Origin of the sequence: Flavobacterium urocaniciphilum (assembly GCF_900110615.1) — a bacterium.
Taxonomy (GTDB): Bacteria; Bacteroidota; Bacteroidia; order Flavobacteriales; family Flavobacteriaceae; genus Flavobacterium; species Flavobacterium urocaniciphilum.
Map to the genome: position 1 here is coordinate 300,497 of NZ_FOEI01000002.1, position 26,484 is coordinate 326,980.

22 protein-coding genes and 1 tRNA gene are annotated in these 26,484 nt (G+C 31.6%); 13 read left to right on the forward strand and 10 right to left on the reverse strand.

Translation table 11 applies throughout. From position 1 onward, the window contains the following. The first annotated feature begins 56 nt into the window (after nt 1-56). Nucleotides 57-1,205, forward strand: a complete 1,149-nt coding sequence (locus tag BMY86_RS05585; protein WP_091466275.1) for a GNAT family N-acetyltransferase — start codon at nt 57-59, stop codon at nt 1,203-1,205. Nucleotides 1,206-1,238: 33 nt separating this feature from the next. On the opposite strand, the gene BMY86_RS05590 is transcribed toward BMY86_RS05585, so the two are convergent. Then, nucleotides 1,239-3,158, reverse strand: a complete 1,920-nt coding sequence (locus BMY86_RS05590; protein WP_091466278.1) for an ABC-F family ATP-binding cassette domain-containing protein — start codon at nt 3,156-3,158, stop codon at nt 1,239-1,241. A 64-nt stretch (nt 3,159-3,222) separates the two neighbouring features. On the opposite strand from BMY86_RS05590, the gene BMY86_RS05595 reads away from it, so the two are divergent. After that, nucleotides 3,223-3,615, forward strand: a complete 393-nt coding sequence (locus BMY86_RS05595) for a DUF983 domain-containing protein (RefSeq protein ID WP_091466281.1) — start codon at nt 3,223-3,225, stop codon at nt 3,613-3,615. Here the strand turns inward: BMY86_RS05595 and BMY86_RS05600 are convergent. From BMY86_RS05600 to topA, 7 genes are all read right to left on the reverse strand, one after another. Beyond that, nucleotides 3,604-4,659, reverse strand: a complete 1,056-nt coding sequence (locus BMY86_RS05600) for an NAD(P)/FAD-dependent oxidoreductase (protein WP_091466283.1) — start codon at nt 4,657-4,659, stop codon at nt 3,604-3,606. The two genes, BMY86_RS05595 and BMY86_RS05600, sit on opposite strands and share 12 nt — an antisense overlap. Nucleotides 4,660-4,772: 113 nt before the next feature. Beyond that, nucleotides 4,773-5,672 (reverse strand): type IX secretion system ring subunit PorN/GldN, encoded by a 900-nt coding sequence (gene porN / locus BMY86_RS05605; RefSeq protein ID WP_091466285.1) that lies wholly within the window; start codon nt 5,670-5,672, stop codon nt 4,773-4,775. A 17-nt stretch (nt 5,673-5,689) separates the two neighbouring features. Then, nucleotides 5,690-7,243, reverse strand: a complete 1,554-nt coding sequence (gene porM / locus BMY86_RS05610) for a type IX secretion system motor protein PorM/GldM (RefSeq protein WP_091466287.1) — start codon at nt 7,241-7,243, stop codon at nt 5,690-5,692. A 55-nt stretch (nt 7,244-7,298) separates the two neighbouring features. Beyond that, nucleotides 7,299-7,934 carry a type IX secretion system motor protein PorL/GldL gene (gene porL, locus BMY86_RS05615; RefSeq protein ID WP_091466289.1) on the reverse strand — a complete coding sequence of 212 codons (636 nt, stop codon included), beginning with the start codon at nt 7,932-7,934 and terminating at the stop codon, nt 7,299-7,301. Nucleotides 7,935-7,985: 51 nt separating this feature from the next. Then, a complete protein-coding gene (gene porK / locus BMY86_RS05620) occupies nt 7,986-9,386 on the reverse strand; it encodes a T9SS ring complex lipoprotein PorK/GldK (protein WP_091466291.1) in 1,401 nt (466 codons plus the stop codon). Nucleotides 9,387-9,517: 131 nt separating this feature from the next. Further along, a complete protein-coding gene (locus tag BMY86_RS05625) occupies nt 9,518-10,663 on the reverse strand; it encodes a formimidoylglutamase (RefSeq protein ID WP_091466293.1) in 1,146 nt (381 codons plus the stop codon). A gap of 3 nt (nt 10,664-10,666) precedes the next feature. Beyond that, nucleotides 10,667-13,153 carry a type I DNA topoisomerase gene (topA, locus tag BMY86_RS05630; protein WP_091466295.1) on the reverse strand — a complete coding sequence of 829 codons (2,487 nt, stop codon included), beginning with the start codon at nt 13,151-13,153 and terminating at the stop codon, nt 10,667-10,669. 236 nt (nt 13,154-13,389) lie between these two features. On the opposite strand from topA, the gene miaB reads away from it, so the two are divergent. From miaB to groL, 7 genes are all read left to right on the forward strand, one after another. Further along, the gene (gene miaB / locus BMY86_RS05635; RefSeq protein WP_091466298.1) at nt 13,390-14,841 is read left to right on the forward strand and encodes a tRNA (N6-isopentenyl adenosine(37)-C2)-methylthiotransferase MiaB; all 1,452 of its coding nucleotides are present in this window, start codon (nt 13,390-13,392) and stop codon (nt 14,839-14,841) included. Between the two features lie 54 nt (nt 14,842-14,895). Continuing rightward, entirely contained in the window at nt 14,896-16,161 is a 1,266-nt protein-coding gene (locus tag BMY86_RS05640; protein WP_091466300.1) for a sigma-54 interaction domain-containing protein, read from the forward strand. Between the two features lie 5 nt (nt 16,162-16,166). Beyond that, nucleotides 16,167-16,670 (forward strand): LptE family protein, encoded by a 504-nt coding sequence (locus BMY86_RS05645; RefSeq protein WP_091466302.1) that lies wholly within the window; start codon nt 16,167-16,169, stop codon nt 16,668-16,670. 42 nt (nt 16,671-16,712) lie between these two features. Then, complete coding sequence (locus tag BMY86_RS05650) at nt 16,713-17,498, forward strand: tetratricopeptide repeat protein (RefSeq protein WP_091466304.1); 786 nt, start codon at nt 16,713-16,715, stop codon at nt 17,496-17,498. 11 nt (nt 17,499-17,509) lie between these two features. Further along, nucleotides 17,510-17,848, forward strand: coding sequence for a preprotein translocase subunit SecG (secG, locus tag BMY86_RS05655; RefSeq protein WP_091466306.1), 339 nt, complete (start codon nt 17,510-17,512; stop codon nt 17,846-17,848). Nucleotides 17,849-17,977: 129 nt separating this feature from the next. Then, on the forward strand, nt 17,978-18,253 hold the full coding sequence (locus tag BMY86_RS05660; RefSeq protein ID WP_091466309.1) for a co-chaperone GroES: 276 nt from the start codon (nt 17,978-17,980) through the stop codon (nt 18,251-18,253). Nucleotides 18,254-18,394: 141 nt separating this feature from the next. After that, the gene (gene groL / locus BMY86_RS05665; protein WP_091466311.1) at nt 18,395-20,020 is read left to right on the forward strand and encodes a chaperonin GroEL; all 1,626 of its coding nucleotides are present in this window, start codon (nt 18,395-18,397) and stop codon (nt 20,018-20,020) included. A gap of 90 nt (nt 20,021-20,110) precedes the next feature. Here the strand turns inward: groL and BMY86_RS05670 are convergent, their stop codons facing one another. Then, nucleotides 20,111-22,399, reverse strand: coding sequence for a TonB-dependent receptor (locus BMY86_RS05670; RefSeq protein WP_091466313.1), 2,289 nt, complete (start codon nt 22,397-22,399; stop codon nt 20,111-20,113). 1 nt (nt 22,400) lies between these two features. After that, the gene (locus BMY86_RS05675) at nt 22,401-23,165 is read right to left on the reverse strand and encodes a DUF2490 domain-containing protein (RefSeq protein WP_091466315.1); all 765 of its coding nucleotides are present in this window, start codon (nt 23,163-23,165) and stop codon (nt 22,401-22,403) included. A gap of 183 nt (nt 23,166-23,348) precedes the next feature. Here BMY86_RS05675 and BMY86_RS05680 point away from each other — a divergent pair. The 4 genes from BMY86_RS05680 to der all read left to right on the forward strand — a co-directional run bounded on the left by BMY86_RS05680 (nt 23,349) and on the right by der (nt 26,460). Next, nucleotides 23,349-23,421: transfer RNA gene (locus BMY86_RS05680), tRNA-Met, on the forward strand. 143 nt (nt 23,422-23,564) lie between these two features. Then, nucleotides 23,565-24,011 carry a KTSC domain-containing protein gene (locus tag BMY86_RS05685; RefSeq protein ID WP_177177131.1) on the forward strand — a complete coding sequence of 149 codons (447 nt, stop codon included), beginning with the start codon at nt 23,565-23,567 and terminating at the stop codon, nt 24,009-24,011. Nucleotides 24,012-24,087: 76 nt separating this feature from the next. Then, complete coding sequence (gene era / locus BMY86_RS05690; protein ID WP_091466321.1) at nt 24,088-24,972, forward strand: GTPase Era; 885 nt, start codon at nt 24,088-24,090, stop codon at nt 24,970-24,972. 177 nt (nt 24,973-25,149) lie between these two features. Continuing rightward, on the forward strand, nt 25,150-26,460 hold the full coding sequence (der, locus tag BMY86_RS05695) for a ribosome biogenesis GTPase Der (RefSeq protein WP_091466324.1): 1,311 nt from the start codon (nt 25,150-25,152) through the stop codon (nt 26,458-26,460). Nucleotides 26,461-26,484: the final 24 nt, after the last annotated feature.

The following is a 26,484-nucleotide window of genomic DNA, read 5'->3' on the forward strand; positions in this document are numbered from 1 at the left end:
GTTTAACATTTTATTATAATACATAAGTCCTACATTTGTAGGACTTTTTTTTGGCATTGGAAAACATTACTATTAAAATATTTACGTCAGTTAATCAACTTCCTCAAACTTGGGATGAAGTGGCTAGTATTAATCATTTTTTACAAACACCCTATTTGAAAGTGTTAGAAGATTCAGCACCTACGAATATGGAGTGTTTTTTTATTGGTATTTTTGAGAATGAACAACTTATTGGTACTTCATTAGCCCAATATTTAGATATCAATAAATTAGAATCCTTTGGAGAACGAGACAATTGTTTTAAAACCAGTATCAGAAACTTTATTTTCAGAAATTTTGCGTCACATACCTTGTTTTTAGGGAATAATATGATTACAGGGCAAAATGGTTATGCCTTTTCTAAACAAATTAGTTTTAAAGATATTAGTACGTTAATGATTCAATGTGCTGATGAAATAATTGCTTACTTTAAAAAGAAAGGCATAAAAATGCACATTATTTCTTTTAAAGATTTCTATGATGAATGTTCGGTTGAATTTAAAAAATATGATTTTTCACATTTATATGAATTCAATACACAACCCAACATGATTTTCAATTTGCATCCTGAATGGAAAACCAAAGAAGATTATGTGGCTTCATTTACCAAAAAATACAGAGATCAATACAAACGTGCACACAAAAAATTTGATGGAATTCAAGTAAAAGAGCTGACTTTAGAAGAAGTTATTTCCAATGAAGAACGAATTTACGAATTGTATCATTATGTGGCTAAAAACGCGCCGTTTAATACTTTTTTCTTAGCAAAAGATCATTTTTCTACTTTTAAAAAACAATGTGGCGAAACGTTTAGAATTTTCGGATACTTTTTAAATGATGTTTTAGTAGGATTTCATTCTATTTTACAAAACGGAACAGTTTTAGAAACCTATTTTCTGGGTTATGATGAAGAAATTCAAAAAGAAAATATGTTGTATTTGAATATGTTATACAACATGACCGAATTCGGAATTGAAAATAATTATAAAAAGATAATTTTCGGAAGAACAGCTTTAGAAATTAAGAGTTCAATAGGAGCAGAGCCTGTACTAATGTCTGGATTCATTTATCATAGTAATGCAATAGTAGATAAATTTTTACCAAAAATATTTAAGAAACTAGAACCAGATGTGGAATGGAAACAAAGACATCCATTTAAAGAATAAAAAAAGCTCAGTTATTTCAACTGAGCTTTTTTATTACGTCATAGTATCTATTTCTTCCTGAACTTTTTCCCAATCTTCTAATAATTGATCCAATTCTTTTTTCTTTTTTTCATAAGCGGTAAAGAAATTCGCATTTTCAATTAATTTATCATAATTAGAAGCTAATTCTTTGTCGTCTTTTTGAATGTCCTTTTCTAATTGTTGAATTTGACTTTCGATTTTAGACAATTTATTTTGTAACGATTTTTGTGCTTTTTGTTCTTCGTAGCTCAAACTTTTCGCTTGTTTGACTTCAACTTTTGGAGCAGCTTTTACTTCGTCTTTCTTCTCAATTTCACGCATATTTTGTGCGTTTCTTTGTTCTAAGAAGAAATTAATATCACCTAAATATTCTCTTATCTTTTGATCTTTAAATTCATACACTGTATTGGCCATACCTTGCAAGAAATCTCTATCGTGAGAAACCAATAATAAAGTACCTTCAAACTTTTGTAAAGCCGCTTTTAAGACGTTTTTCGATTTAATATCTAAGTGATTCGTTGGCTCATCCATTACTAATACATTGATTGGTTGTAATAGTAATTTACATAGTGCTAAACGGTTTCTTTCACCACCAGATAATACTTTTACTTTTTTCTCAACATCATCTCCTCTAAATAAAAAAGAACCTAACATATCGCGAACTTTAGAACGATTACTGTCTAAAGCTGATTCTAACATAGTATCTAATAATGTTTTTTCGCCATCTAAATATTCCGCCTGATTTTGGGCAAAATAACCTAGTTGTACATTATGACCTAATTTTATCGTTCCTTCATATTTAAATTCATTCACAATAGCTTTGATGAAAGTCGATTTTCCTTGACCATTCTGACCAACGAAAGCGATTTTACTTCCACGTTCTACTAAAAGCGAAATATCTTTTAAAATAACTTTGTCGTCGTATGCTTTAGTTACATGTTCTGCTTCTACAACAACTCTTCCTGGTGTTACAGAAACAGGGAAGGAGATGTTCATTACCGAATTATCATCTTCATCCACTTCAATACGTTCAACCTTATCTAATTTTTTAATAAGTGATTGAGCCATTGAAGACTTAGTAGCACTATATCGGAATCTGTCAATTAATTTTTGAGTTTCCTCAATTTTTTTAGCTTGATTTTTTTGAGTTGCCAATTGCTTTTCGCGAATTTCTTCTCGTAACACTAAATATTCCGTATACGGTTTATTGAAATCGTAAGCTTTTCCTAAAGAAATTTCAATAGTTCTGTTCGTAACATTATCTAAAAACATTTTATCGTGCGAAACGATGACAACAACACCTGGGAAATTTTTCAAGAAACTTTCTAACCAAATGATACTTTCAATATCTAAGTGATTCGTAGGCTCATCCAATAACAAAATATCATTCGATTGTAATAATAATTTCGCTAATTCAATTCGCATACGCCATCCACCCGAAAAAGTATCAGTTTGATTGTCGAAATCTTCACGTTTAAAACCTAATCCTAATAATATTTTTTCAGTATCACCAACATAATTATAACCACCATGAATTTCATATTGATGTTGATAATCGCTTAATTGTTGAATTAATTCTGAATATCCTTCACTCTCATAATCGGTACGAGTCGCTAATTGATGATTAATTTCATCAATTTTGTTTTCGTAATATTTTATTTCTTCAAAAGCTTGGTACGCTTCATCTAAAACGGTTCTTCCTTTTACGAAATCGATATCCTGACGAAGAAATCCAATTTTGACTTCTTTTTCAGTAGCAATTGTTCCACTATCTGGTTTAAAATCACCTGCTAGCATTTTAAGCATGGTTGATTTTCCAGCACCATTTTTTCCAACTAAACCAACTCTGTCGCCAGCGCCTAGTCTGAAAGTTACTTCTTCAAAAAGGAATGTTCCACCAAAGGAAACCGATAAATTATGTATATTAAGCATGTTATGTGACTAATGTTGCGCAAAAATACTATACTTATTTTACCTTTGTATAAAATTTTAAGAAATGTTTGGAAAAGGATCAAAAATTTACGCAATTACAACAGGTTGTTGTCCAAAATGTAATGAAGAAAACATGTACAAAGACACCAATCCGTTTCATTTATCTAAAATTTATGATATGCATGAACAATGTTCACATTGTGGATTAACATACAGTATTGAACCTTCTTTTTTTTATGGAGCAATGTATGTAAGTTATGCTTTAGGAGTTGCATTTTCTGTAGCAGCTTTTATCGTTTCTTATGTTTTTTTCAAAACAAATTTAAAAATTGCTTTCATTGCAATAGTTGTAACACTAATTGTTATGATGCCAATAATGATGCGATTATCTCGAAATATTTGGATTAGCTTTTTTGTAAGCTATGATAAAAATTGGAAGGAAAAATTATCGAAATAACTTTTTGTAAATTCTGTTTACGGATATTTCGTTATCTAATTCGATACCATTTTCGATAAAATTAAATAATTTATCTGCTAGATACGGAGCAAATAATACCCCACGTGTTCCTAGTCCATTTAAGATGTATAAATTTTTATATTGATAATGATTGCCAAGTAAAGGTCTTCTGTCTTTTACAGTTGGTCTAATGCCTGCAAAATGCTCAACAATCTCAAAAGGGCAGGAGATAAGCTCTTTCAGATTTGATACTAATTCTTTTTTTCCTTCTTCTGTTAAATTAGTAGACTTGTCCTCCCAATTATAAGTTGCGCCCACTTTATATAAATCATTTCCAATAGGTAAAAAGAAAATACTGGAATTGATGATTTTATCTAGTTTTAAATCTGGTGCTTTTATGATTAGAAGTTCTCCTTTAGTGCCATCTAATGGTAAATTGTTAAAATGTGGATTGGCATGTATTCCAAAGCCTTCAGCAAAAACGATTTGTTTTGCTTTGTATTCTTCGTATTGAATGAAAGATTCTTCAATTTTTAACTTTGAATAATCAAAAGTATCTTCAATTAAAATATTTAAATTTCGTAGATAATTAATGTATGTCTGTTTTAATTCAAAAGTATCTAAAAAACCTGTATGATTAACTTTTCCAAATTTATAAGGTTCTTCAATAAAAGGATGATTTAAATTAACTAAAGATGAGTTTAAAAAAGCAGTTAAGCTAGGTTTATCTGATGCGATAAACCAATTGTTTTGTTCTTCAATTGAATTTAATTTTCTATATAATGAAATTTCAAATAAAAATTTAGTTTTTAATTTTTGCTCTAATTTTTTGTAGAAAGGTATTGAAATTTCTAACTGATTTTCTGCTTCCCATATTTTAGTGAATCTTTTTAATACAACGGGGTTGTATAATCCTCCAGCAATGGTTGTAGAGTTTTGAGAACTATCATTTATAACTCTAATTTTTTTACCATTATTTATACATGTTTCAGCAAAAGCTATTCCAGCTAAGCCACTTCCTATAATAATATAATCTAATTCCATTTTTTAGAGTTTGTGCAAATTTAATTAAAGTATATAGATACTTTTATTATATAACAAAAAAAACTCTTGCCGAAGCAAGAGTTTAGTATTTTATGATTGGAGAAATATTTTAATTAGTAATTCCACATATCTAATTCGAAATTACGTATTTTTTCTTTTACTCTCTCAGATTCTAATAATTGCATTTGAGAGTTTTCTTTCATGTAATCTTTAATCTCTCTATCTCCATATACATTTTCTTCTAAGTAAATTACACCACTAAAACGGCGTGAATTTAATAAGTGATCAAATGAAAATGGCATAGCTGAGTTTTTCTCATTGAAAGCTTTAGCTTGATGTAACACTTCTCTTGAATCTGGGAAATAAATCCAGAATAAATCTACATATTCTTGTTTATCACTACCACCTTTTAAAGTGTAAACATCTGGTACAACTGGACAAATACCTAATAAACGGTATTTTAATTCTCCTTGACGTTTATCAAAGTACCAAAATCCTTTAACTCTATAACCAGCAACATCAATTGGTTTAATCTCGTATTTTACGATAAACTCATCAGAAATTTTAGTAGCTCCTGAGTTTAATTCTTCAATACCTTGATCTAAAGTATCTTTGAATGACAAAACTTTTTCAATTTCTTCGTATGTTTTCTTAGTTGTAAAGTAACCAGAATCATAAACTTCCGTAATCTTTTTATCTTTAATTCCATTCATAAGAACTTGATAAAGAGGAAGTCTATCTGTACCTAAATCTTTAGAGTCATCTACAGGATAATACATAGGGAAGTTAACTCTTTGATTAACATCGATTAATTCCCATACTGCTTTCCCCATTAAGATATCTCTATCTCCAACATAACCATATGGTAATGGTTTGTCGTTGTCAGCATTTAACTCTGCTTGAGTTTTTTTACCTATTTCAGCAGGTGTTTTTGCATTAAGTAAGTTAGATTGAGCAAATGAAAATGTGCTTAAACTAAATACAGATACTAATAAAAAATTTCTCCAATTCATTTTTTTATTTTTAATTGTTATTGAATTTCAAAAGAACATGGGCTTGTTGCTTTTGGTTTAACAGATAAACCAGCAAATTCTGCTTTAATTTCAGAAATTGTTACAACATCACCTCTACCTGCTTTTTTGATAGCTGCTAATGCAGAAGCGTTCATTCTGTTTCCAGATACTACAATTGTAGGTTGTCCAGGAACTTTTAAATTAAATTGTTTAACAGTAACTGTGATAGGGAAATCGAAATCTTCCATAACAGCTGTAACTGTTGATTGTTCTAAACTTGATTTAGGACCTTTTGGAGAAGCTTCACCTCTAATTCTTCCTTGTGGTGAAGGTAATCCTTTGATTCTAAATGGAACACTACTTGAAACTGTTTTACCGTCAGGTAATTTACCAGTTGCTGTAATTGTTACAGATGTTCCTGTAGTAGGAGAGATGATATAAGCACCTTGTTTACCAGCTGATCTCATTCCTGGAGCAGAAGCAGTTACTTTATCTGCTGAAATACCAGGGATAGAAACAGAAATTGGGTTATCAACTCCTCTATAAACTACATTCATTTTGTCAGCAGAAATAATTGCTTGGTTTGGTCTTGGAACAACTACGTATTTATCTTCGAATTCGATAATAACTGGTTTACCATCTTCAATGAATGTAAATTTACCTGTGATGTTTTTCTCTCCAATTCCACCAGCAGTTGCTGTAAATACAGCTTGTCCGCTTTCAATTTTAGAACTTGCACCGTTAACAACGATAGATTGTGGTACAGTTGACTCATCGTAACGTCCTAATACAACTCTACCTTTTACTGCTTCACCTTGGAAAACAACGTTTTTCTCAAAGTTAACAATAGCTTTATAATTTTTCATAGAAGCTGCAGCTGCAGTTGTATTTCCAATTAAAGCATTGTAAATATCTTGTTCTACTTTTTTAGCATCATTTTGAACAGCTGATAATTTAGAAACTGTTGCGATAGCAGGGAAACCTTTGTAGTGGTAATCTAAATATTTTTTCTTAACACCTTCTCCGTCAGTAACGTCAGCAGTGCTGAATCTTTTATTTAAATCTTCCATGATGATTTGATATTTCACATCTTTACCGATAACACCAGCAATTCCAGATTTGAATTTATCAAATGCAGCTACGATTTCAGTTCCTCTTTTTGAGTAACCATCACCAGCAAACCATACTTCATCAATAGTTGATTTATCCATTGCTTCGTAAGGTAATTTCCCTTTGTTAACTCCACTTTCTTCTGGTTTGAAAGAACCAGATACTTCAGATTTTACACCTTCAATAAATTTGAAGAATTCGTCAACAATAGGTCTGATTTGTTTTGCTTGTTCGAATGGAACTCCAAATTGAGCTTTATTCTCACCAGCTTTAGAAGCTAATTGATCATATAAACCTTGGTTATAATCTTTCGAAAATTTATTAACGTCAGAGAATTTTTCATTCATTAATCCGAAGGCTGATAATACTTCTTTTGACATGTTAAGTGCTAACATGGCGATGAAAACCAGATACATCAGGTTGATCATCTTCTGTCTAGGGGTTAAATTTCCTCCTGCCATTTCTTAATAATTAGTTTTTGTTAATTAATTTGTTAATTGAATTTGATAAAACTAATTATCCTCTATTTTGCATTGCAGATAACATTCCACCATATACAGCATTTAATGAAGATATGTTAGAAGTCATAGATTGCATTTGCTCTTTTAATTTAGCTGCATTTTCAGCAATTTGTGCGTTAGCATCAGCATTTTTCTGAGCTCCCTCGATTTGTGCTTTGTATAAATTGTTTAATGCTTCTAATGAACCAGCAGCGTTAACCATTTCGTCAGCATATTTCTTTTGAGATGCAATAGCGTCAACTGTAGGAGCGATTCCTTTAGCTGCACCTTCGAAATTTTTAATACTGTTTCCTAAGCTAGTCATTAATTCAGCATCAATTTTAGCATCTTTTAATAAGTTGTCTAATTTTTGAGATAATAAACCTTGAGCTTCAGATGGATCTTCTTTCTTTAATGATCTTGGTTTTGCCTCTCCACCTGCTAATTCAGGATATACTAAAGACCAATCTAAATCTTTTGGTGGTGCTTCGAAAGCAGATAAAGCGAAGATAGCTGCTTCTGTTAATAATCCAACAATAAGCATTGGTCCTGCTCCTGGCCAGTGCATTAATTTGAATAATGCTCCAACGATTACTACTGCTGCCCCCATTCCATAAAGGAATCCCATTACTTTAGGTGGTAAAATTGCCATAATTTAAAAATTTTAGTTAGTTAAGTTAATTTAGTTAAGTTTAATATTTTCTTATTTTGGTCTTGTTCCAGTTGCATCAGTACCCATATAATCTTGTACTGTTCTGAATCCGATGTAACTTCTTGCAGAATCTGCATATTCAAAGTCACGAGTTGATACTTGTAAGAAGAAAGCAACATCTTTCCATGATCCACCACGAACAACTTTTCTTTGGTTTTTAGCATCAGCTACGTTTGGATTCATTGTAGAAACAAACTCATAAGCTCCTGCGTCATAAGCTGATTCTGTCCACTCAGAAACGTTTCCAGCCATATTGTATAAATGGAAATCATTTGGTTCGTAAGATTTTGCTTCTACAGTGTATAAAGCTCCATCAGCTGCGTAATCTCCTCTGTTTGGTTTGAAGTTAGCTAAGAAACATCCTCTGTCGTTTTTAGCATAAGGACCTCCCCAAGGGTAAGTTCCTGATTCGATTCCACCTCTAGCAGCATATTCCCATTCTGCTTCAGTTGGTAAACGGAAAGAGTTAACTTGATCTCTACCTTTTTGTTTTTTAACATATGAATTTTTGTACATAGTTCTCCAAGCACAAAATGCTTTAGCTTGTTTCCAAGAAACTCCTACTACTGGATACTCACCATAAGCTTGGTGCCAGAAATAGTCATTATGCATTGGCTCATTATAAGAATATGCGAAATCTTTAATCCATGCAGTTGTATCAGGGTAGATTTCTAAAGCTGGAGCATCTTCGTAAAAGTTTTTACGACCTTTTTTCTTAACTGCTTTATTTAAGTCTACTTGATTGTATTTGAATTTTAATTTACTTACATCAATCGTTTTTAACCCATTAAACGATTCTGATTCAGGTAAATACATAGAGTCCATTACTTCAACATAATCCGCGTCTGGATATTTAGCAGTTTCTGTAATTAATTTTGGACCTTTTTTTCCGTTGTTTAACTTACGGTTTGCATACGGATCGCTATCTGTACCAACACTATAGTAGTTTTCGTACATATATTTATCATATGCAGTCATTTTTTCTGGATCAGCATCTTTAAATGCGAAATCTCCGATGCTTCCACCTTTTTTACCGCCTTTTCCGCCTTCAGCTGGTTTAGCACCTGCCTCTTCAGCTTGAATAGCTAATCGAGTTCTAATGATTGAATCTTTTACCCATTCAACAAATTGACGATATTCACTATTCGTAATTTCAGTTTCATCCATATAGAATGAACGTACCGTTACGGTTTTAGTTGGTGCGTCTTGAATGTTGGCAACATCATCATCTGATTTACCCATTATAAAGGCTCCACCTGGAATAAGAGACATACCGTATGGTTTCTCAGAAAACCATTTCTTACCTTTAACTCCTACAAGCTCACCTTTATCGCCTTTACCACAGCTTGTTAATAAAGCTAATGCTGCTGATAGTACTAAAAATTTTTTCATATAAATTGGGTTAAAAAATTTTATTTATTTAAGGGTTCAAACCTATTTAATTATTTTGACATATACAATAGCAATTTAAAAAAAAACTTAAAAAAATGCATTTTATCGTATTTTTTGACACTTTTACCGATTTAGTAGAAACTTTTTTTGTGCGCTTTCCACCATCTTTCAGGGATTTCCGCGTCACATGCAGCTAAATAATCGTCATGAGTGCATGGTAATAACGTTTTTTTTGTTGTTTTATTGTATATGCTATTATAATTTATTTCAATCCACCATCTTTCCGAGCGATTACTTTTGTAGAAAACTAATTCTTCATCATCCGCTAAAACGATGTATTTGTTATAATTTGTTTTTTCTTCAAATGGATATTCATAGGTTCTAAAATGATAACCTTCTATGAAATACCATAATAATTGCGCAATTAAATGATTTTCGTTCTTAGAATAGAATTGATTAAATATTCCAAAAACACTTACTTTATCACTAATTCCAGCATATCTTGCTAATGAACATATTTCTCTACCGTCAAATCCGTTAGGATAAAACTCTGTTTCGTTGCCTAAATCAGCTGAACGAATAGCTTTTAAATCCAAACTGATTATATCAGCATCTCTAAAAATGGGCTCTACAATTGCAGGATTTTTTATTATTTCACCTAAACGATAAGCATCGAAAAATAATTTGTCAATCAAATCAATTTCTTCTTGCGAAGTGTAATAGGTTTGATAACCAACACTGCTAAAATTGTAAAGATTGTTAGGTTCTTCAATTATGATTCTTGATAAATAGGAATCAGATTGTAATTTTTCTTCTTTAGCAAAGTCGAATTTATTATCAATAGCAACTAAATTTACCATTTGATCAAGATTGTCAAATGCTCTGTATAGAGCATAGGTTAAATCCTGTGAACCACCAACGACCAAAGGTATAATTTTTAGTTTGATTAATTCCGCGCAAATTGTTTTTAACACAAAATAAGTGTCGCTTGTTTGATTCCCAACTAAAACATCACCTAAATCAGCAATTCCTTTATTCCAGTTTCCTGGAAATAAACTGTAAAAATTTCTTCTAAAATTATCGAAATCGTAATCTTCATTTTCTAAATCGGCACCTCTATTTTCATTTGCACAAATAATGGCTAAAGAGATGTTTTCTAGATTTGGATAATCCGTATCGGTATGCATTACAACCTTTTTACCTAAACTTTGATTAGATAAACTTTCTACATATTTCTGTATGTTTTCTGAAACAGGTTGTAAATATTCGAATATCATAAATTATTTCTTTTTAGCGGTTGTTTTTTTTGCTGTAGTTTTTTTTGCCGGCGTTTTTTTCTCAATCATTTCCTTAACTTGTTCTAAAGTTAATTTTGATGCATCGACATCTTTACTTAGTTCAATTTTAATTTTCCCTTTCGTAATTACCGATCTTCCCCAACGTGCTTTTTCAACTTTAATTCCTTCAGCTTCCCAATGATGGATTACTTTGTCGATATCTTTTTGAATTTTCTCTTCAATCAATTCAGCCACATCACTTTGAGTTAAATTATCAAAGTTGTATTTTTTATTTACGTTGATAAACATTCCATTCCATTTAATGAATGGGCCAAAACGACCAACACCTTTTTGAACGGGTAAATTTTCGTAAACTGCAATTGGAGCGTCTGCTTGAACTTTTTCTTGAATTAATTCAATAGCTCTTTCTAAAGACACATCTAATGGATCTTCACCTTTAGCTAATGAAATAAACTGCGATCCAAATTTCACATACGGACCAAAACGACCATTATTTACTTCAATTTCTTCACCTTCATAATTTCCTAATGATTTTGGAAGTAAAAATAAATTTAAAGCGTCTTCTAAAGTAATATTGCTAATGTTTTGTTCGGCACGTAAACTTGCAAATTGTTTGTTGTCATCTTCTGCATCTCCAATTTGAGCCATTGGTCCGAATTTACCTAAACGTACACTTACAGGTTTCCCTGATTTCGGATCGATTCCTAAAACACGTTCACCACTTTCTCTATCGGCATTTTTTTCCACATCAATAACATTTGGATGAAAATGCTTGTAGAAATTATTCATCATGTTATGCCAGTCTTCGTTTCCAACGGCAATCTCATCAAAATCTTGTTCTACTTTTGCAGTAAAGTTATAATCTAAAATCGTTTCAAAGTTTTTCACTAAGAAATCATTTACGATTCCTCCAATATCTGTTGGAACTAATTTTCCTTTGTCTGAACCTGTATTTTCTTTTAACGTTTGAGTTTGGATTTCGTTTCCAACTAAAGTTAATTGCTCGTATTTTCTTTCTGTTCCTTCAAAACTACCTTTTTCAACATAATTTCTATTGATGATTGTTGAAATGGTCGGTGCATAAGTTGAAGGTCTACCAATTCCTAATTCTTCTAATTTTTTAACTAAAGAAGCTTCAGTATATCTGCTTGCCGGACGTGTAAATCTTTCTGTTGCAGTAATTTGTTGCATGTTCAGTTTCTCATTAACTTTTAATGCAGGTAACATACCTTCTTGTTCTTCTTCATCGTCATCGTTACCTTCTAAATATACTTTTAAGAAACCTTCAAATTTGATTACTTCACCAGTTGCAGAAAAACTTTCATTATGTTTATTCGTTTCAATTTTTACGTTCGTACGTTCTAATTCTGCATCACTCATTTGCGATGCTAAAGTACGTTTCCAAATTAATTCATATAAACGAGCTTGATCTCGATCTACATCAACCGTGTGGCGACTCATGTCTGTAGGACGAATGGCTTCGTGAGCTTCTTGAGCACCTTTCGATTTTGTGTTGTAATTTCTTGGTTTGCTATATTCTGCACCATAATAAGAAGTAATTTCTGCTTGAGCAGCATTCATAGCTTCTTGAGATAAGTTTACACTATCCGTTCTCATGTAAGTAATCAAACCGGCTTCGTATAATCTTTGTGCAATTTGCATTGTAATTCCAACAGGTAAATATAATTTACGAGCAGCTTCCTGTTGTAACGTTGAAGTTGTAAAGGGTGCTGCTGGAGATTTTTTTGTTGGTTTTGTTTCTAAATCGCCAACTTTAAAATCAGCGCCAATATTTTTTTCTAAGAATGATTTTGCTTCTTCTTTCGTATTGAAATTTTTGTTCAATTTAGCTTTAACAACTTTTCCTGCTTCATTTGTAAATTCTGCACTAACAGAATAACTACCAACAGGTTTAAAGTTTTGAATTTCTCTTTCACGTTCTACAATTAAACGAACAGAAACCGATTGAACACGACCAGCCGAAAGTCCACCTTTTACTTTTTTCCATAAAACCGGTGAAAGTTCGTAACCTACTAAACGGTCTAAAACTCTACGTGCTTGTTGAGCATTAACTAAATTATAATTGATTCCTCTTGGGTTTTCAATTGCTTTTTGAATGGCTGTTTTAGTAATTTCATGAAAAACAATTCGTTTTGTTTTACTCGGATCTAATTTTAATTCTTCAGATAAATGCCAAGCAATAGCTTCTCCCTCACGGTCTTCATCGGAAGCTAACCAAACCATTTCTGCTGATTTTGATAGATCTTTTAATTTTTTTACGAGTGCCTTTTTATCGGAAGAAACTTCATATTTAGGTTTAAAGTTATTTTCTACATCTACACCAATCTCTCTTGAAGGTAAATCAGCTATATGTCCATAACTTGATTCTACTTGATAATCTTTACCTAAAAATTTTTCAATTGTTTTTGCTTTCGCAGGTGACTCCACGATAACTAAATTCTTTGCCATTTTCAATATTTTGATGGGACAAAAGTAGAAGTTTTTTTTGATATATATATATAGGAGTGTTTTTTTTGATTTTTTTAAAAAAAGGAAACAAAATCTAACATTTGAATTTTTCTATTCTAATATTTTGTTAATTGCGTGCTGACAACTTGACAGATAATAAAATTTAGCACTATCTTTGCTCGCAGAATGAAGTTGCATTTTGTTATGAACAACATTCAAAAAATAGCAAAAGGATTATGGAAGAAAAGGTAATTGAAGAAATTAAGCAAGGAACTAGCTTAGTTCAAGATCAAAAAGATGGAAATCAGAAAAAATTATTTATTGAGAGCTATGGTTGTCAAATGAATTTTTCTGATAGTGAAATTGTTGCATCTATTTTATCTGAACAAGGTTATAATACGACTCAGAATTTAGAAGAAGCCGATTTAGTATTAGTAAATACTTGCTCTATTCGTGATAAAGCAGAACAAACGGTTAGAAAACGTTTGCAAGAATATAATGCCATTAAAAAAATCAATCCAACCATGAAAGTTGGGGTGTTAGGTTGTATGGCAGAGCGTTTAAAAGAGAAATTTTTAGACGAGGAAAAAATTGTAGATATGGTTGTAGGTCCGGATGCTTACAAAGATATTCCTAATTTGCTTAAAGAAGTTGAAGAAGGTAGAGATGCTATTAATGTTATTCTTTCAAAAGAAGAAACGTATGGTGATATTTCTCCAGTTCGTTTAAGTAGTAACGGAGTTTCTGCATTTGTTTCTATTACACGTGGTTGCGATAATATGTGTACGTTTTGTGTAGTTCCTTTTACACGTGGGCGTGAACGTAGTCGTGAGCCTGAAAGTATCATTGAAGAAATTCAAGATTTACATAACAGAGGTTTTAAAGAAGTTACTTTATTAGGTCAGAATGTTGATAGTTACCTTTGGTATGGTGGCGGTTTGAAAAAAGATTTTGAAAAAGCTTCTGAAATGCAAAAAGCAACAGCTGTAGATTTTGCTCAATTATTAGACAGATGTGCTACGCAATTTCCGAAAATGCGTTTCCGTTTCTCAACTTCAAATCCACAAGACATGCACTTGGAAGTAATTGAAGTGATGGCGAAACATCATAATATTTGTAAATACATTCACTTACCAGTTCAATCGGGAAGTACAAGAATATTAAAAGAAATGAACCGTCAACATACTCGTGAAGAGTATATGACTTTAGTAGATAATATTTACAGAATTATTCCAGATATTTCTTTATCTCAAGATATGATTGCTGGTTTTCCAACAGAAACAGAAGAAGATCACCAAGATACGTTGAGTTTAATGGAACATGCAAAATACGATTTCGGATTTATGTTTGCGTATTCTGAAAGACCTGGAACTTTAGCTGCGCGTAAAATGGAAGATGATATTCCTGAAGCTGTGAAGAAAAGACGTTTAAATGAGATTATCGATTTACAACAAAAAATGGCTTTAGAACGTACAAAACGTTTTGTAGGTCAAACCGTTGAAGTGTTAATCGAAAAGGATTCTAAGCGTTCTGATTTACATTGGTCGGGTAGAAATTCACAAAATACCGTAGTTGTTTTCCCTAAAGAAAATTATAAACCAGGTGATTTTGTAAATGTAAAAATCACAGATTGTACTACTGCTACTTTAATTGGAGAAGCTGTAGGATATTCAGAAATTATGAACTAAGGATATTTATTTCAATAAAAATAAAAAGAGATTGCTTCGTGCCTCGCAATAACTATGGAATCAGTTCAAAACATAAAACAACGCTTTGAAATTATTGGTAACGATCCAAAATTGAATCGTGCCATTGAAAAAGCAATCCAAGTTGCTCCAACAGATATTTCTGTTTTGGTAACGGGGGAAAGTGGTGTTGGAAAAGAAAGTATTCCGAAAATTATTCATGCACTTTCGCACAGAAAACATGGTAAATACATTGCTGTAAACTGTGGTGCAATTCCAGAAGGAACTATTGATTCGGAGTTGTTCGGACATGAAAAAGGTTCGTTTACAGGCGCAACTTCTACTCGTGAAGGGTATTTTGAAGTAGCAAATGGTGGAACTATCTTTTTAGATGAAGTTGGAGAATTGCCTTTAACTACTCAAGTTCGATTGTTACGTGTGTTGGAAAATGGTGAGTTTATTAAAGTTGGTTCTTCCCAAGTACAAAAAACAAATGTTCGAATTGTAGCTGCCACAAATGTTAATATGTTGGATGCTATTGAAAAAGGTAAATTCCGTGAAGATTTGTATTATCGTTTGAGTACAGTTGAAATTAATCTGCCTGCTTTACGCGAACGAAAAGAAGATATTCATTTATTATTTAGAAAATTCGCAGCCGATTTCGCGCATAAATATAAAATGCCTCCAATTAAATTATCAGATGATGCGGTTCAATATTTATTGCATTATCGTTGGAGTGGAAATATTCGACAATTACGTAATGCTGCAGAACAAATTTCTGTTCTAGAAACAAATAGAGAAGTTTCGTTGCAAACACTTCGTACGTATTTGCCAAATACAGAATCAAATGCTTTACAAGTTGTTAGTGATAAAAAAAGCGCTAATGATTTTAGTAACGAAAGAGAAATTTTATATAAAGTTCTTTTCGATATGAAAAGTGATTTGAACGATTTGAAAAAACTAACTTTAGAATTGATGCAAAATGGAAATGCTAAAGTTCAGGAAAATAATAAATCGTTGATTCAGAAAATTTATGGCAATACGGAAGAAAAAAATGCTATTTTTGAAGAGGAATCTAGATTACATGTTTTACCTGTAGAAGAGGAAGTTGAGCAAGAAGAATTTATAGATGAAGACGATAATGAAAACTATTTATATGCTGAGGCTGTAGATGAAGAAGAAACATTGAGTTTAGAAGCAAAAGAAATAGAATTAATAAAAAAATCGTTAGAAAAAAATAAAGGAAAAAGGAAAGCAGCCGCTGATGAATTAGGAATTTCCGAAAGAACTTTATATAGAAAAATAAAACAATTTGATTTGTAAACAAAATGAGATTAACTTTTAAAATATTTACAATTTTAGCACTATTTACAATTGTAAGTTGTAATGTAAAATATAACTTTACAGGAACAGGTAAGATTAATGCTAAAAGTTTTCAAGTCAATTATTTTCAAAATAATGCAGAAATAGTGGAAGTAGGTATTGAACGTATTTTTACTCAAAAATTGAAAAACATAATTTTAAACCAAACCAATTTAAATTTGGTTACTTCTGGTGGCGATTTATTATATGAAGGCGAAATTGTAGATTATCGTATATCACCTATGTCTGCAAACGCAGAACAATTATCATCTCAAAATAGAATGACAATTACAGTTAATGTTAGGTACTCAAATAAAAATGCTGAAGAAGATAATTTTGAAAAACGTTTTTCGTTTTTTTATGATTACGACGCTAATAAGTTACCTGCCGAAGTGTTAAGTGAGGCTCTTGAATTTATTTACGGACGTATTACTCAAGATATTTTCAATGAATCTTTAGCGAAATGGTAACTAATTTTTAGTTAAAACCTATTCACTATTCCTTAATAAAAAATGAATACAAACGATTATATCAACTTACTCAATAATTCTAAAGCTATTAACGACAAACAAACGTTAGTATTAGAAACTATTGTGCAAGAATTTCCTTTTTTTCAAAGTGCCAGAGCTTTATATTTAAAAGGATTGTATAATCAAGAAAGTTTCAGATATAATTACGAATTAAAGAAAACGGCTGCGCATACTACAGATAGAACCGTTTTGTTTGATTTTATTACTTCAGATGATTTTAAAATTTTCCAGCAAGATGTTTACGATAAATATCAAGCCGAAATTCAAAATATTGAAGTTACCGATTTTGAACACATTCAAGAAGTTCAAGTTTCTGATTTAGTTATTGAATCCAAACCAGAACCAGAAAGTATTGAAGAAAAATTAGAAATTGGAAAGCCATTCACTTTTGAAAAATCAGAAACACATTCCTTTACCGAATGGTTACAACTTTCAAAAATGGCCCCAATTGAACGTGAAGAAGATAAAAATACTACTGCTATTTCATCAGAATTAGAAAAAAAATTCGATTTAATTGAAAAATTTATTGAGTTAAATCCGAAAATTGCTCCAGCAAAAGAAACGGCGTCAGCACCCGCAAATATTGCTAAAAGCAACGAAATGCCGTCTTCAATTATGACAGAAACATTAGCTCAAATATATTTAGAACAGAAAAAATATACTAAAGCAATACAAGCTTATGAAATTTTAATTTTGAAATATCCAGAAAAAAGTAGTTTCTTTGCAGACCGAATAAAAAATATAAAAATTTTACAACAAAATAATTAATACATAAAGTTATGTCATTTACAATTTTTTTAGCACTAATAATCATTGTTTGTTTTTTATTAATTCTAACAATTATGGTACAAAATCCTAAAAGTGGTGGATTATCTTCTTCTTTTGGTGGTGGCGCTCAAATGGGTGGTGTACAAAAAACAACAGACTTTTTAGAAAAATCTACTTGGGTTTTAGCAGGTGCGTTAATCGTTTTAATCTTATTATCTGCTTTAAGTTTTAATGGTAGTACTGGTGGTTCTAAATTAGTAGATGAAAATGCTCCGGTTTCTGCTCCAGCAACTCCAGCAGCATCTAAACCTGCAGCTACAACTCCAGCAGCAGATTCAACAAAAAAATAATTTGTAGAAAATATATAAAAAATGCCAGCCTGTCAGTGCTGGCATTTTTTTTTAAGTAAAAATGTCAGAAATAGGGTTTGGCACAATTTCTGAAAAAAAGAAAATCGAAAAATTAAAATTTATATTGTTATGTCTATAAAAATAAAACCAATTGCAGATAGAGTGGTGATAGAACCATCTGCTGCCGAAACTACAACTGCTTCAGGTATTATTATTCCTGATACTGCTAAAGAAAAGCCACAAAAAGGAACTGTTGTTGCTGTTGGTTCTGGTAAAAAGGACTATGAAATGACAGTACAAGTAGGAGACGTTGTTTTGTATGGTAAATATGCAGGTACAGAATTAAAATACGAAGGGAAAGATTATTTAATCATGCGTGAAGACGAAATTTACGCGATTTTATAAATTCTGAATTAAGAAGTTAGATTTCAGAAAAAAACTGACTTTTAATTTTTTTTCTTACTTTCAGAATTGTGTATTTAAATTAAAAAGAAAACATATTTCAGATTTCTACATTCAGATTTCTAAATTTAAAATTAAAAAAAAATGGCAAAGGATATTAAATTCGATATTGATGCACGTGACGGATTAAAACGTGGAGTAGATGCATTAGCTAATGCAGTTAAAGTAACTTTAGGACCAAAAGGAAGAAATGTAATTATTTCTAAATCATTTGGTGGACCAACTGTAACAAAAGATGGAGTTTCTGTTGCTAAAGAAGTAGAATTGCAAGATCCATTAGAAAATATGGGTGCGCAAATGGTAAAAGAAGTTGCTTCTAAAACGAATGATTTAGCAGGTGACGGAACAACTACAGCTACTGTTTTAGCGCAAGCTATCGTTAAAGAAGGTTTGAAAAACGTTGCTGCTGGTGCCAATCCAATGGATTTAAAACGTGGAATTGATAAAGCAGTTGAAGCTATTGTTGCAGAATTAGGTAAACAAACGGTTGCTGTAGGAGATTCTTCAGAGAAAATCAAACAAGTTGCTTCTATTTCTGCTAATAACGATGAAACTATTGGTGAGTTAATTGCTACAGCTTTCACGAAAGTAGGTAAAGAAGGTGTAATCACTGTAGAAGAAGCTAAAGGAACAGATACTTACGTTGATGTAGTGGAAGGAATGCAATTTGATAGAGGCTATTTATCTCCTTACTTTGTAACAGATGCAGATAAAATGGTTGCTGAATTAAGTAATCCTTATGTGTTACTTTACGATAAAAAAATCTCAAACTTACAAGAGTTATTACCAATTTTAGAACCAGTTGCACAATCAGGACGTCCTTTATTAATTATTGCTGAAGATGTAGACGGACAAGCGTTAGCTACTTTAGTAGTTAATAAATTACGTGGTGGTTTAAAAATTGCTGCTGTAAAAGCTCCAGGTTTTGGCGACAGAAGAAAAGCAATGTTAGAAGATATTGCTATTTTAACTGGTGGAACTGTAATTGCTGAAGAAAGTGGATACTCTTTAGAAAATTCAACATTAGAAATGTTAGGTACTGCTGAAACAATTTCTATTGATAAAGATAATACGACTATAGTTAATGGTGCTGGAAATGCAGAAATGATTAAAGGTCGTGTGAACCAAATTAAAGCGCAAATGGAAGTCTCAACTTCTGATTACGATAAAGAAAAATTACAAGAGCGTTTAGCTAAATTAGCAGGTGGTGTTGCTGTTCTTTATGTTGGTGCTGCTTCTGAAGTGGAAATGAAAGAGAAAAAAGATAGAGTAGATGATGCTTTACACGCAACTCGTGCTGCAGTTGAAGAAGGAATTGTTGCTGGTGGAGGTGTAGCTTTAGTAAGAGCAAAATCTGTTTTAGATTCATTAAAAGCTGAAAATGCAGATGAAGCAACTGGAATTCATATCATTTCTCGTGCAATTGAAGCGCCATTACGTACTATTGTAGAAAATGCTGGTGGAGAAGGATCTGTTGTAATTGCAAAAGTTTCTGAAGGTTCAGGTGATTTCGGTTTCAATGCTAAAACAGGTGAATATGTTCAAATGTTAGCGGCTGGAATTATCGATCCTAAAAAAGTAACTCGTGTTGCTTTAGAAAATGCAGCTTCAGTTTCTGGAATGATCTTAACTACAGAATGTGCTTTAATCGATATTAAAGAAGATGCAGCTCCAATGCCAATGGGTGGTGGAATGCCAGGAATGATGTAATCTAATTTTAGATTTACGATTTTAGATTTACGAATAAAAAAAATCCGTCTTGAAATTTTCTTGACGGATTTTTTATTTGGATTTATTTTTTTAGAAATTCTTCTTAGCGCTAATGCAAACGTTTAAACCAGGTTCGGAAATATTAAATTGTCTGAATCTCGACATATGATTGACATATTCTTTGTCTAATACATTATTTGCCGTTAACGTAAAATCAATCTTTTTGTAAGTTGTAAATACTCCAATATTTAATATAGAATATCCCTTCGTTTTTAACTCGTTTTCTTCAATTTTATTTTGATCGAATGTAGAAGCTAAATTAATACTGAATGATGATTTAGTGAATTTCCCAAAATCATTCATATTCAAATAAAATGTATTCGAAAGTTTTGTAGGCGTCATCATTGGTAAGTATGAATTATTGTCTGTTCTTTTACCTTCTAAAGTTGCGTATTTAGTTTCAAATCGGAACCATTTCAAATGAACTGGGTGAATATCTAATCGAACTTCTCCACCTGTTAACTCTGCATCAGACTGGTAGAATTTATATTCTGGTACCATATCTGTTGGGTTGGTATTGTTTGGGACCATATTTCCTGTTGCCGCAATATAAATGTAATTGTTTACACGATTGGTAAAGAAAGAAGTTTCAAAAGTTATCGAAGGTTTAGCATAAGTTACATTGAAATCAAATTGATTGTTATGTTCTTTTTCAAAATTAGCATTACCCGTTTCAAATCGTCTCGATTCTAATTTGTATCCGTTAGAAGTTAATTCGTTTAAATTTGGAGAGCGGTAACCCGTTGCAAAACTTGTTCTGAAGGTTAAATCTTTTAATACAGTATATGCTAAACCAAAAGAAGAACTTATGTTGTTATATGATCTAGAAATTTCTGGAATGGTATAATTCATGCCGTTTGTCATTTCAGTGTCAAGTTTTCTGGAATCATATCGAGTTCCTATTGTGAAATTGAAATCATTAAAATCAAATTTACTTACAGCAAACAATCCGAAATCATTAATTTTCGCATTTGGAATTAAAACTGTCGCCGCTTCGTTATTATTTTTATTGTTTTGAAGCATTCCTTGAGTTCCAATAATGGTAGAAAATCTATTCCATTTTGGAGTGTACCATTTTACATTATACGTAACGCTTTGTAACGTCATATCTACATAACGATAGCCTTTTTTAACTCCAGTTAATTCTTCATTTTCAGAACGGTGATTGTTTTGATAGCCCAGAACCACATCAAATTTAGATTTACCTGTTAAAAATGTTGATGAAGATGTAATTCTATTATCAACAACCGCATGAAAAGGTGCTTCAATTTCAAATGGGTATTTTTCTTTTTCGATATCGGTATTGATAATTTCTCCATTTGGGCCAAAAACAATGTCTTTTCCATCTAAAATTCCGAAAAAAGCTTGATTAAAGGTGTAAGATAAATTTGTTGAACCCCATTTTCTGTCTGTTCCAATATACGCTTTTGCGCCATATTCCAATAAACGTGTATTGGGTACTCTAAACGATTGATTGTCTATGAAATAATCGGAATATAATTTTCCTAATCCGCTAAATCCCCAATTATATTTTTCTTTAGCTCCATCTACATTAGCTAATGCTCTCCAGCCTAAATTATTACTCGACATAGAGGTAAAAGCTGATGATTTAATAGTTCCTACTGCTGCTGGTTTCGATTTTATGAAATTCACAACTCCGCCCATTGCTTCCGGTCCAAATAATAAACTTTCCGGTCCTTTAATAACTTCAATTCGGTCTAAACCATTTTCATTCACTCCAATTCCGTGTTCGTCGTCCCATTGTTGTGTTTCAAATCGAACACCATCTATAACTGTTAAAACTCTATTGCTCGATAATCCTCTAATTACAGGTCTGGAAATTAACGTTCCGGTAGTTGTAGCATCAACACCAGGGATTTTATTTAAAACATCCATCACACTAAAACCTCCATACTTTTGAATATCATTACTGTTTGCAACATCTACTTTAAAAGTGTTTTGTTGTTGTTTGTTTTCAAAGGCATTAGTTACTACAACCTCATTAATTTCAATTGTTTGAGTTTTTAAAATTACATCAATAGTAATGGTTGGTTCATTCTTTTTGATCAAAATTTCTTTAATTACGGTTTCGTAGCCTAAATGAGAAAATTGTAATTTAATTTGTCCTTTTGCTTTAATGTTAAAGTTGTAATTGCCCATTTCGTCAGTAATAACCCCTTTGTTTAATTCGTTAATAAAAACAAATGTGTTCGGAATAGGGTTGTTGGTTGTTTCTTCTTTTACTGTTCCTGAAATGGTGTTTTGTGCAAATGAAAATGTGCAACAAAAAAAGATGACAAGTTTTAAATAAAGTTTCATTTTAGTTTTGAGGTTTTGGTTTGTTTGAGGTATAATTTAAGTTATGGGTTATGCTTAATGAGATAATATGATTCATAGTGTCGTTGCCTGAACTAGAGGTAATAAAATGGTTTAGATAACCAATTTCTAATCTTATTGTGTCTTCGTAATTAATTCCAAATCCAACTAAAAATCTGTTTTGATCAAAGAAATTAGAATTAATTTTATTATCAGCTAAGTTGAAAAATAATTCATCTTGTAAAATAGCATAGGTTTTATTTCTGTCGTTATTGAATTTGAAAAGATGAAAAGTGTTTCTGTTTAGATATCTCAATCTATTTTGATAATTTGTAGCTTCTACAACTACTTCATCGTCTACATTTAAAATTATATTGTCAACAAATCGTTGTTCCAATCTAAATCTATGTAACATAACATTTAAATCATTAGCCCAATTATGATTGAATTGAATTTGTTCCCAAGCTCTATTTTCTGTAAAAAATTCGTTTACTGATGGTTTAAAAGTTTTAATTAATCCGTATCCGGTTGTAAAAGTTGTGTTTTTATTTAAATAATAAATTCCGCCAATTCGAAATAAATTTTGGTTGTTTTGTTCAAATTTAGAATCGCCTCTAAATTGGAATTCTAAATAAATGCCAAATTGATTGCTTAATTTATATTGCCCCGTATAAGCTCCCCAAAGCGCCTGTCTATGGATTGTTTTTTGTGAAAATAATTGCGCAACTAAAAAAAGTGAACCTAAAATCAATCTGTATTTTAAAGACATTTTTTTGAGAATTTATTTAATTTAATAAGGTCTAAAATTACTACTTTCAGATTTAATAAGCGTAATAAAATATTTTTTTTCATTATTTACTTGTGGAAATCAAAAAAGGTTGTATATTTGCACTCGCATTAAGGAAGAAGATTTAGCCTTAATTAAAATTGAAATTCTGATTTAAAAATATATCGCGGGATAGAGCAGTAGGCAGCTCGTCGGGCTCATAACCCGAAGGTCACAGGTTCGAGTCCTGTTCCCGCTACTAAGAAGCCATTCAGAAATGAATGGCTTTTTTTATGCAATTAACTCAGGTTCAATTATTTAACTTTAAATTAATAGTTATTTCTTAGGTTTAAGAAAATAAAAAACACTACTTTTGCACCTTTATTTTTTGAAATTATGAACATGAAAAAAATTGTTGAGTACAGAAAACTACTTAACGTTACTAAAACTGCCACTTTAAAAGAGTTAAAAACAATCTACAGAAACAGTATGAAGGAAGATCATCCTGATACTATTGCTGATCCAGTTGAACGTTTAGCGGCTGAAGAAAGAAGTAAAAACATCATTGAGGCATACCACTTTTTAGTAAGTATTGCTCCTGAAACTCAAGAAAAAGTAAAAGAAGCATACGAAATCACTACTAAAACATCTAATATTTTAGATTTTTGGATGGATAACGGAGTCTTATATATCAACTTTTTAGATGGTAGTGAGTTTGAATATTTCGGTGTTCCAAAAAATACATACATTAAAATGGTAAATGCAGAATCGCCAAGTCGTTTTGCACGTCGTCATATTTACAATGAATTTTTATATAGAAGTGCAAGCAAATTAGTAGCTGCAGAATAATCTTTTAAATAATATAGTATAAAAGCCATTCTGAAAGGAGTGGCTTTTTTATGTACCTTTGCAAAAAAATAAATTTATGTCGCATAAAGCAGGTTTTGTAAACATAATAGGTAACCCAAACGTAGGTAAGTCAACTTTAATGAATGCTATGGTTGGTGAGAAGTTGTCTATTATCACAAGTAAAGCACAAACAACTCGTCACAGAATTTTCGGAATTGTAAATGATGAAAATTACCAAATAGTATTTTCAGATACTCCTGGAATTATAAAGCCAGCCTATGATTTACAAACCAGCATGATGGATTTTGTAAAAAGTGCGTTTTCTGATGCCGACATATTAATTTACATGGTAGAAATTGGTGAAAAGGAATTAAAAGATGAAGAATTTTTCAATAAAATTATTCATGCTAAAATTCCGGTTTTATTGTTATTGAATAAAATCGATAAATCGAACCAAGAATTATTAGAAGAACAAGTGCAAGCTTGGCAAGCAAAAGTTCCGAATGCAGAAATTTTTCCAATTTCAGCATTAGAGAATTTTAATGTTCAAGAAGTATTAAATAGAATAGTGGAGTTATTACCAGTTTCTCCACCGTATTATCCAAAAGATGCTTTAACTGATAAACCAGAACGTTTTTTCGTAAATGAAACGATTCGTGAAAAAATCTTATTAAACTACGATAAGGAAATTCCATATGCTGTTGAAGTTGAAACGGAAGAGTTTAAGGAAGAAGAAAACATCATCCGAATTAAATCGGTGATTATGGTAGAACGTGATACTCAAAAAGGAATAATCATTGGACACAAAGGTGCAGCGCTGAAAAAAGTAGGAATGCAAGCACGTGCCGATTTAGAATTGTTTTTTGATAAGCAAATTCACATCGAAATTTTCGTAAAAGTGAATAAAGATTGGAGAAACAACGCGTTTCAATTGAGAAGATTCGGATACAATCAAAAGTAGTTACTAGTAATTAGTGAAAAGTAAATAGTAAAAGTGATTTGAAAAAAGCAGCTGTAATCTAGCCCCGATTGGAAGAAGCTACCTTGTAGCCTGGAAAGCGGGAAAGTCAGTGTTTTGAAATACAAAATATCGGCTTCTAAAAATAAAAAACGTACTTTTGCACAAAATATAAGAATAATGAACAATATCGTAGCCATAGTAGGAAGACCAAATGTAGGAAAATCTACTTTTTTTAATCGTTTAATTCAACGTCGTGATGCCATAGTTGACTCTGTGAGCGGAGTAACTCGTGATAGAAACTACGGAAAAAGTGAGTGGAATGGAAAAGAATTTTCTGTTATTGATACGGGTGGATATATTAAAGGTTCCGACGATATTTTTGAAGGAGAAATTCGTAAACAAGTAGAATTAGCTATTGATGAAGCTGATGCTATTATGTTTATGGTTGATGTAGAAGAAGGAATTACTCCAATGGACGAAGAAGTTGCAAAACTTTTACGTAAAGTTACCAAGCCAGTTATTTTGGTGGTAAATAAAGTAGATAATTCGAAACGCCATACTGATGCATTAGAATTCTATAACTTAGGTTTAGGAGAATATTTTGCTATTGGTGGTATGAATGGAACAGGAACAGGTGATTTATTAGATCATTTAGTAAAAGTGTTACCAGAATTACCAGAAGCTATTGAAGAAGAAAATCCGTTACCACGTTTTGCTGTAGTTGGTAGACCAAATGCAGGAAAATCATCTATTATCAACGCTTTAATTGGTGAAGATCGTTTCGTAGTTACAGATATTGCAGGAACTACTCGTGATGCTATTGATACCAAATACAATCGTTTCGGATTTGAATTCAATTTAATTGATACTGCTGGAATTAGAAGAAAAGCTAAAGTTAAAGAAGATTTAGAATTTTACTCGGTAATGCGATCGGTTCGCGCTATTGAACATTCTGATGTTTGTATTTTAGTTATTGATGCTACAAGAGGATTTGAAAGTCAGGATCAGAATATTTTCTGGTTAGCGGAAAAGAATAGAAAAGGAATCGTAATTTTAGTAAATAAATGGGATTTAATTGAAAAAGATACCATGACGTCTAAAGAATACGAAAACAGAATTCGTGAGCAAATTAAGCCGTTTACTGATGTTCCAATTATTTTCGTTTCGGCATTAGAAAAGCAACGTTTATTAAAAGGATTAGAAGCAGCAGTTGAAGTTTTTGAAAACAGAAAGCAACGTGTTGCGACCTCAAAATTCAACGAATTGATGTTGCCAATTATAGAGGCTTATCCGCCACCAGCATTAAAAGGTAAGTATGTGAAAATTAAATATTGTATGCAATTACCAACGGCAATTCCTCAGTTTGTGTTTTTTGCTAATTTACCACAGTATATTAAAGATCCGTATAAACGTTTTATTGAAAATAAACTAAGAGAAAATTATAATTTTACTGGAGTTCCAATTGATATTTACTTCAGACAGAAATAGTTATAAAAATAAAAAACCCGATAA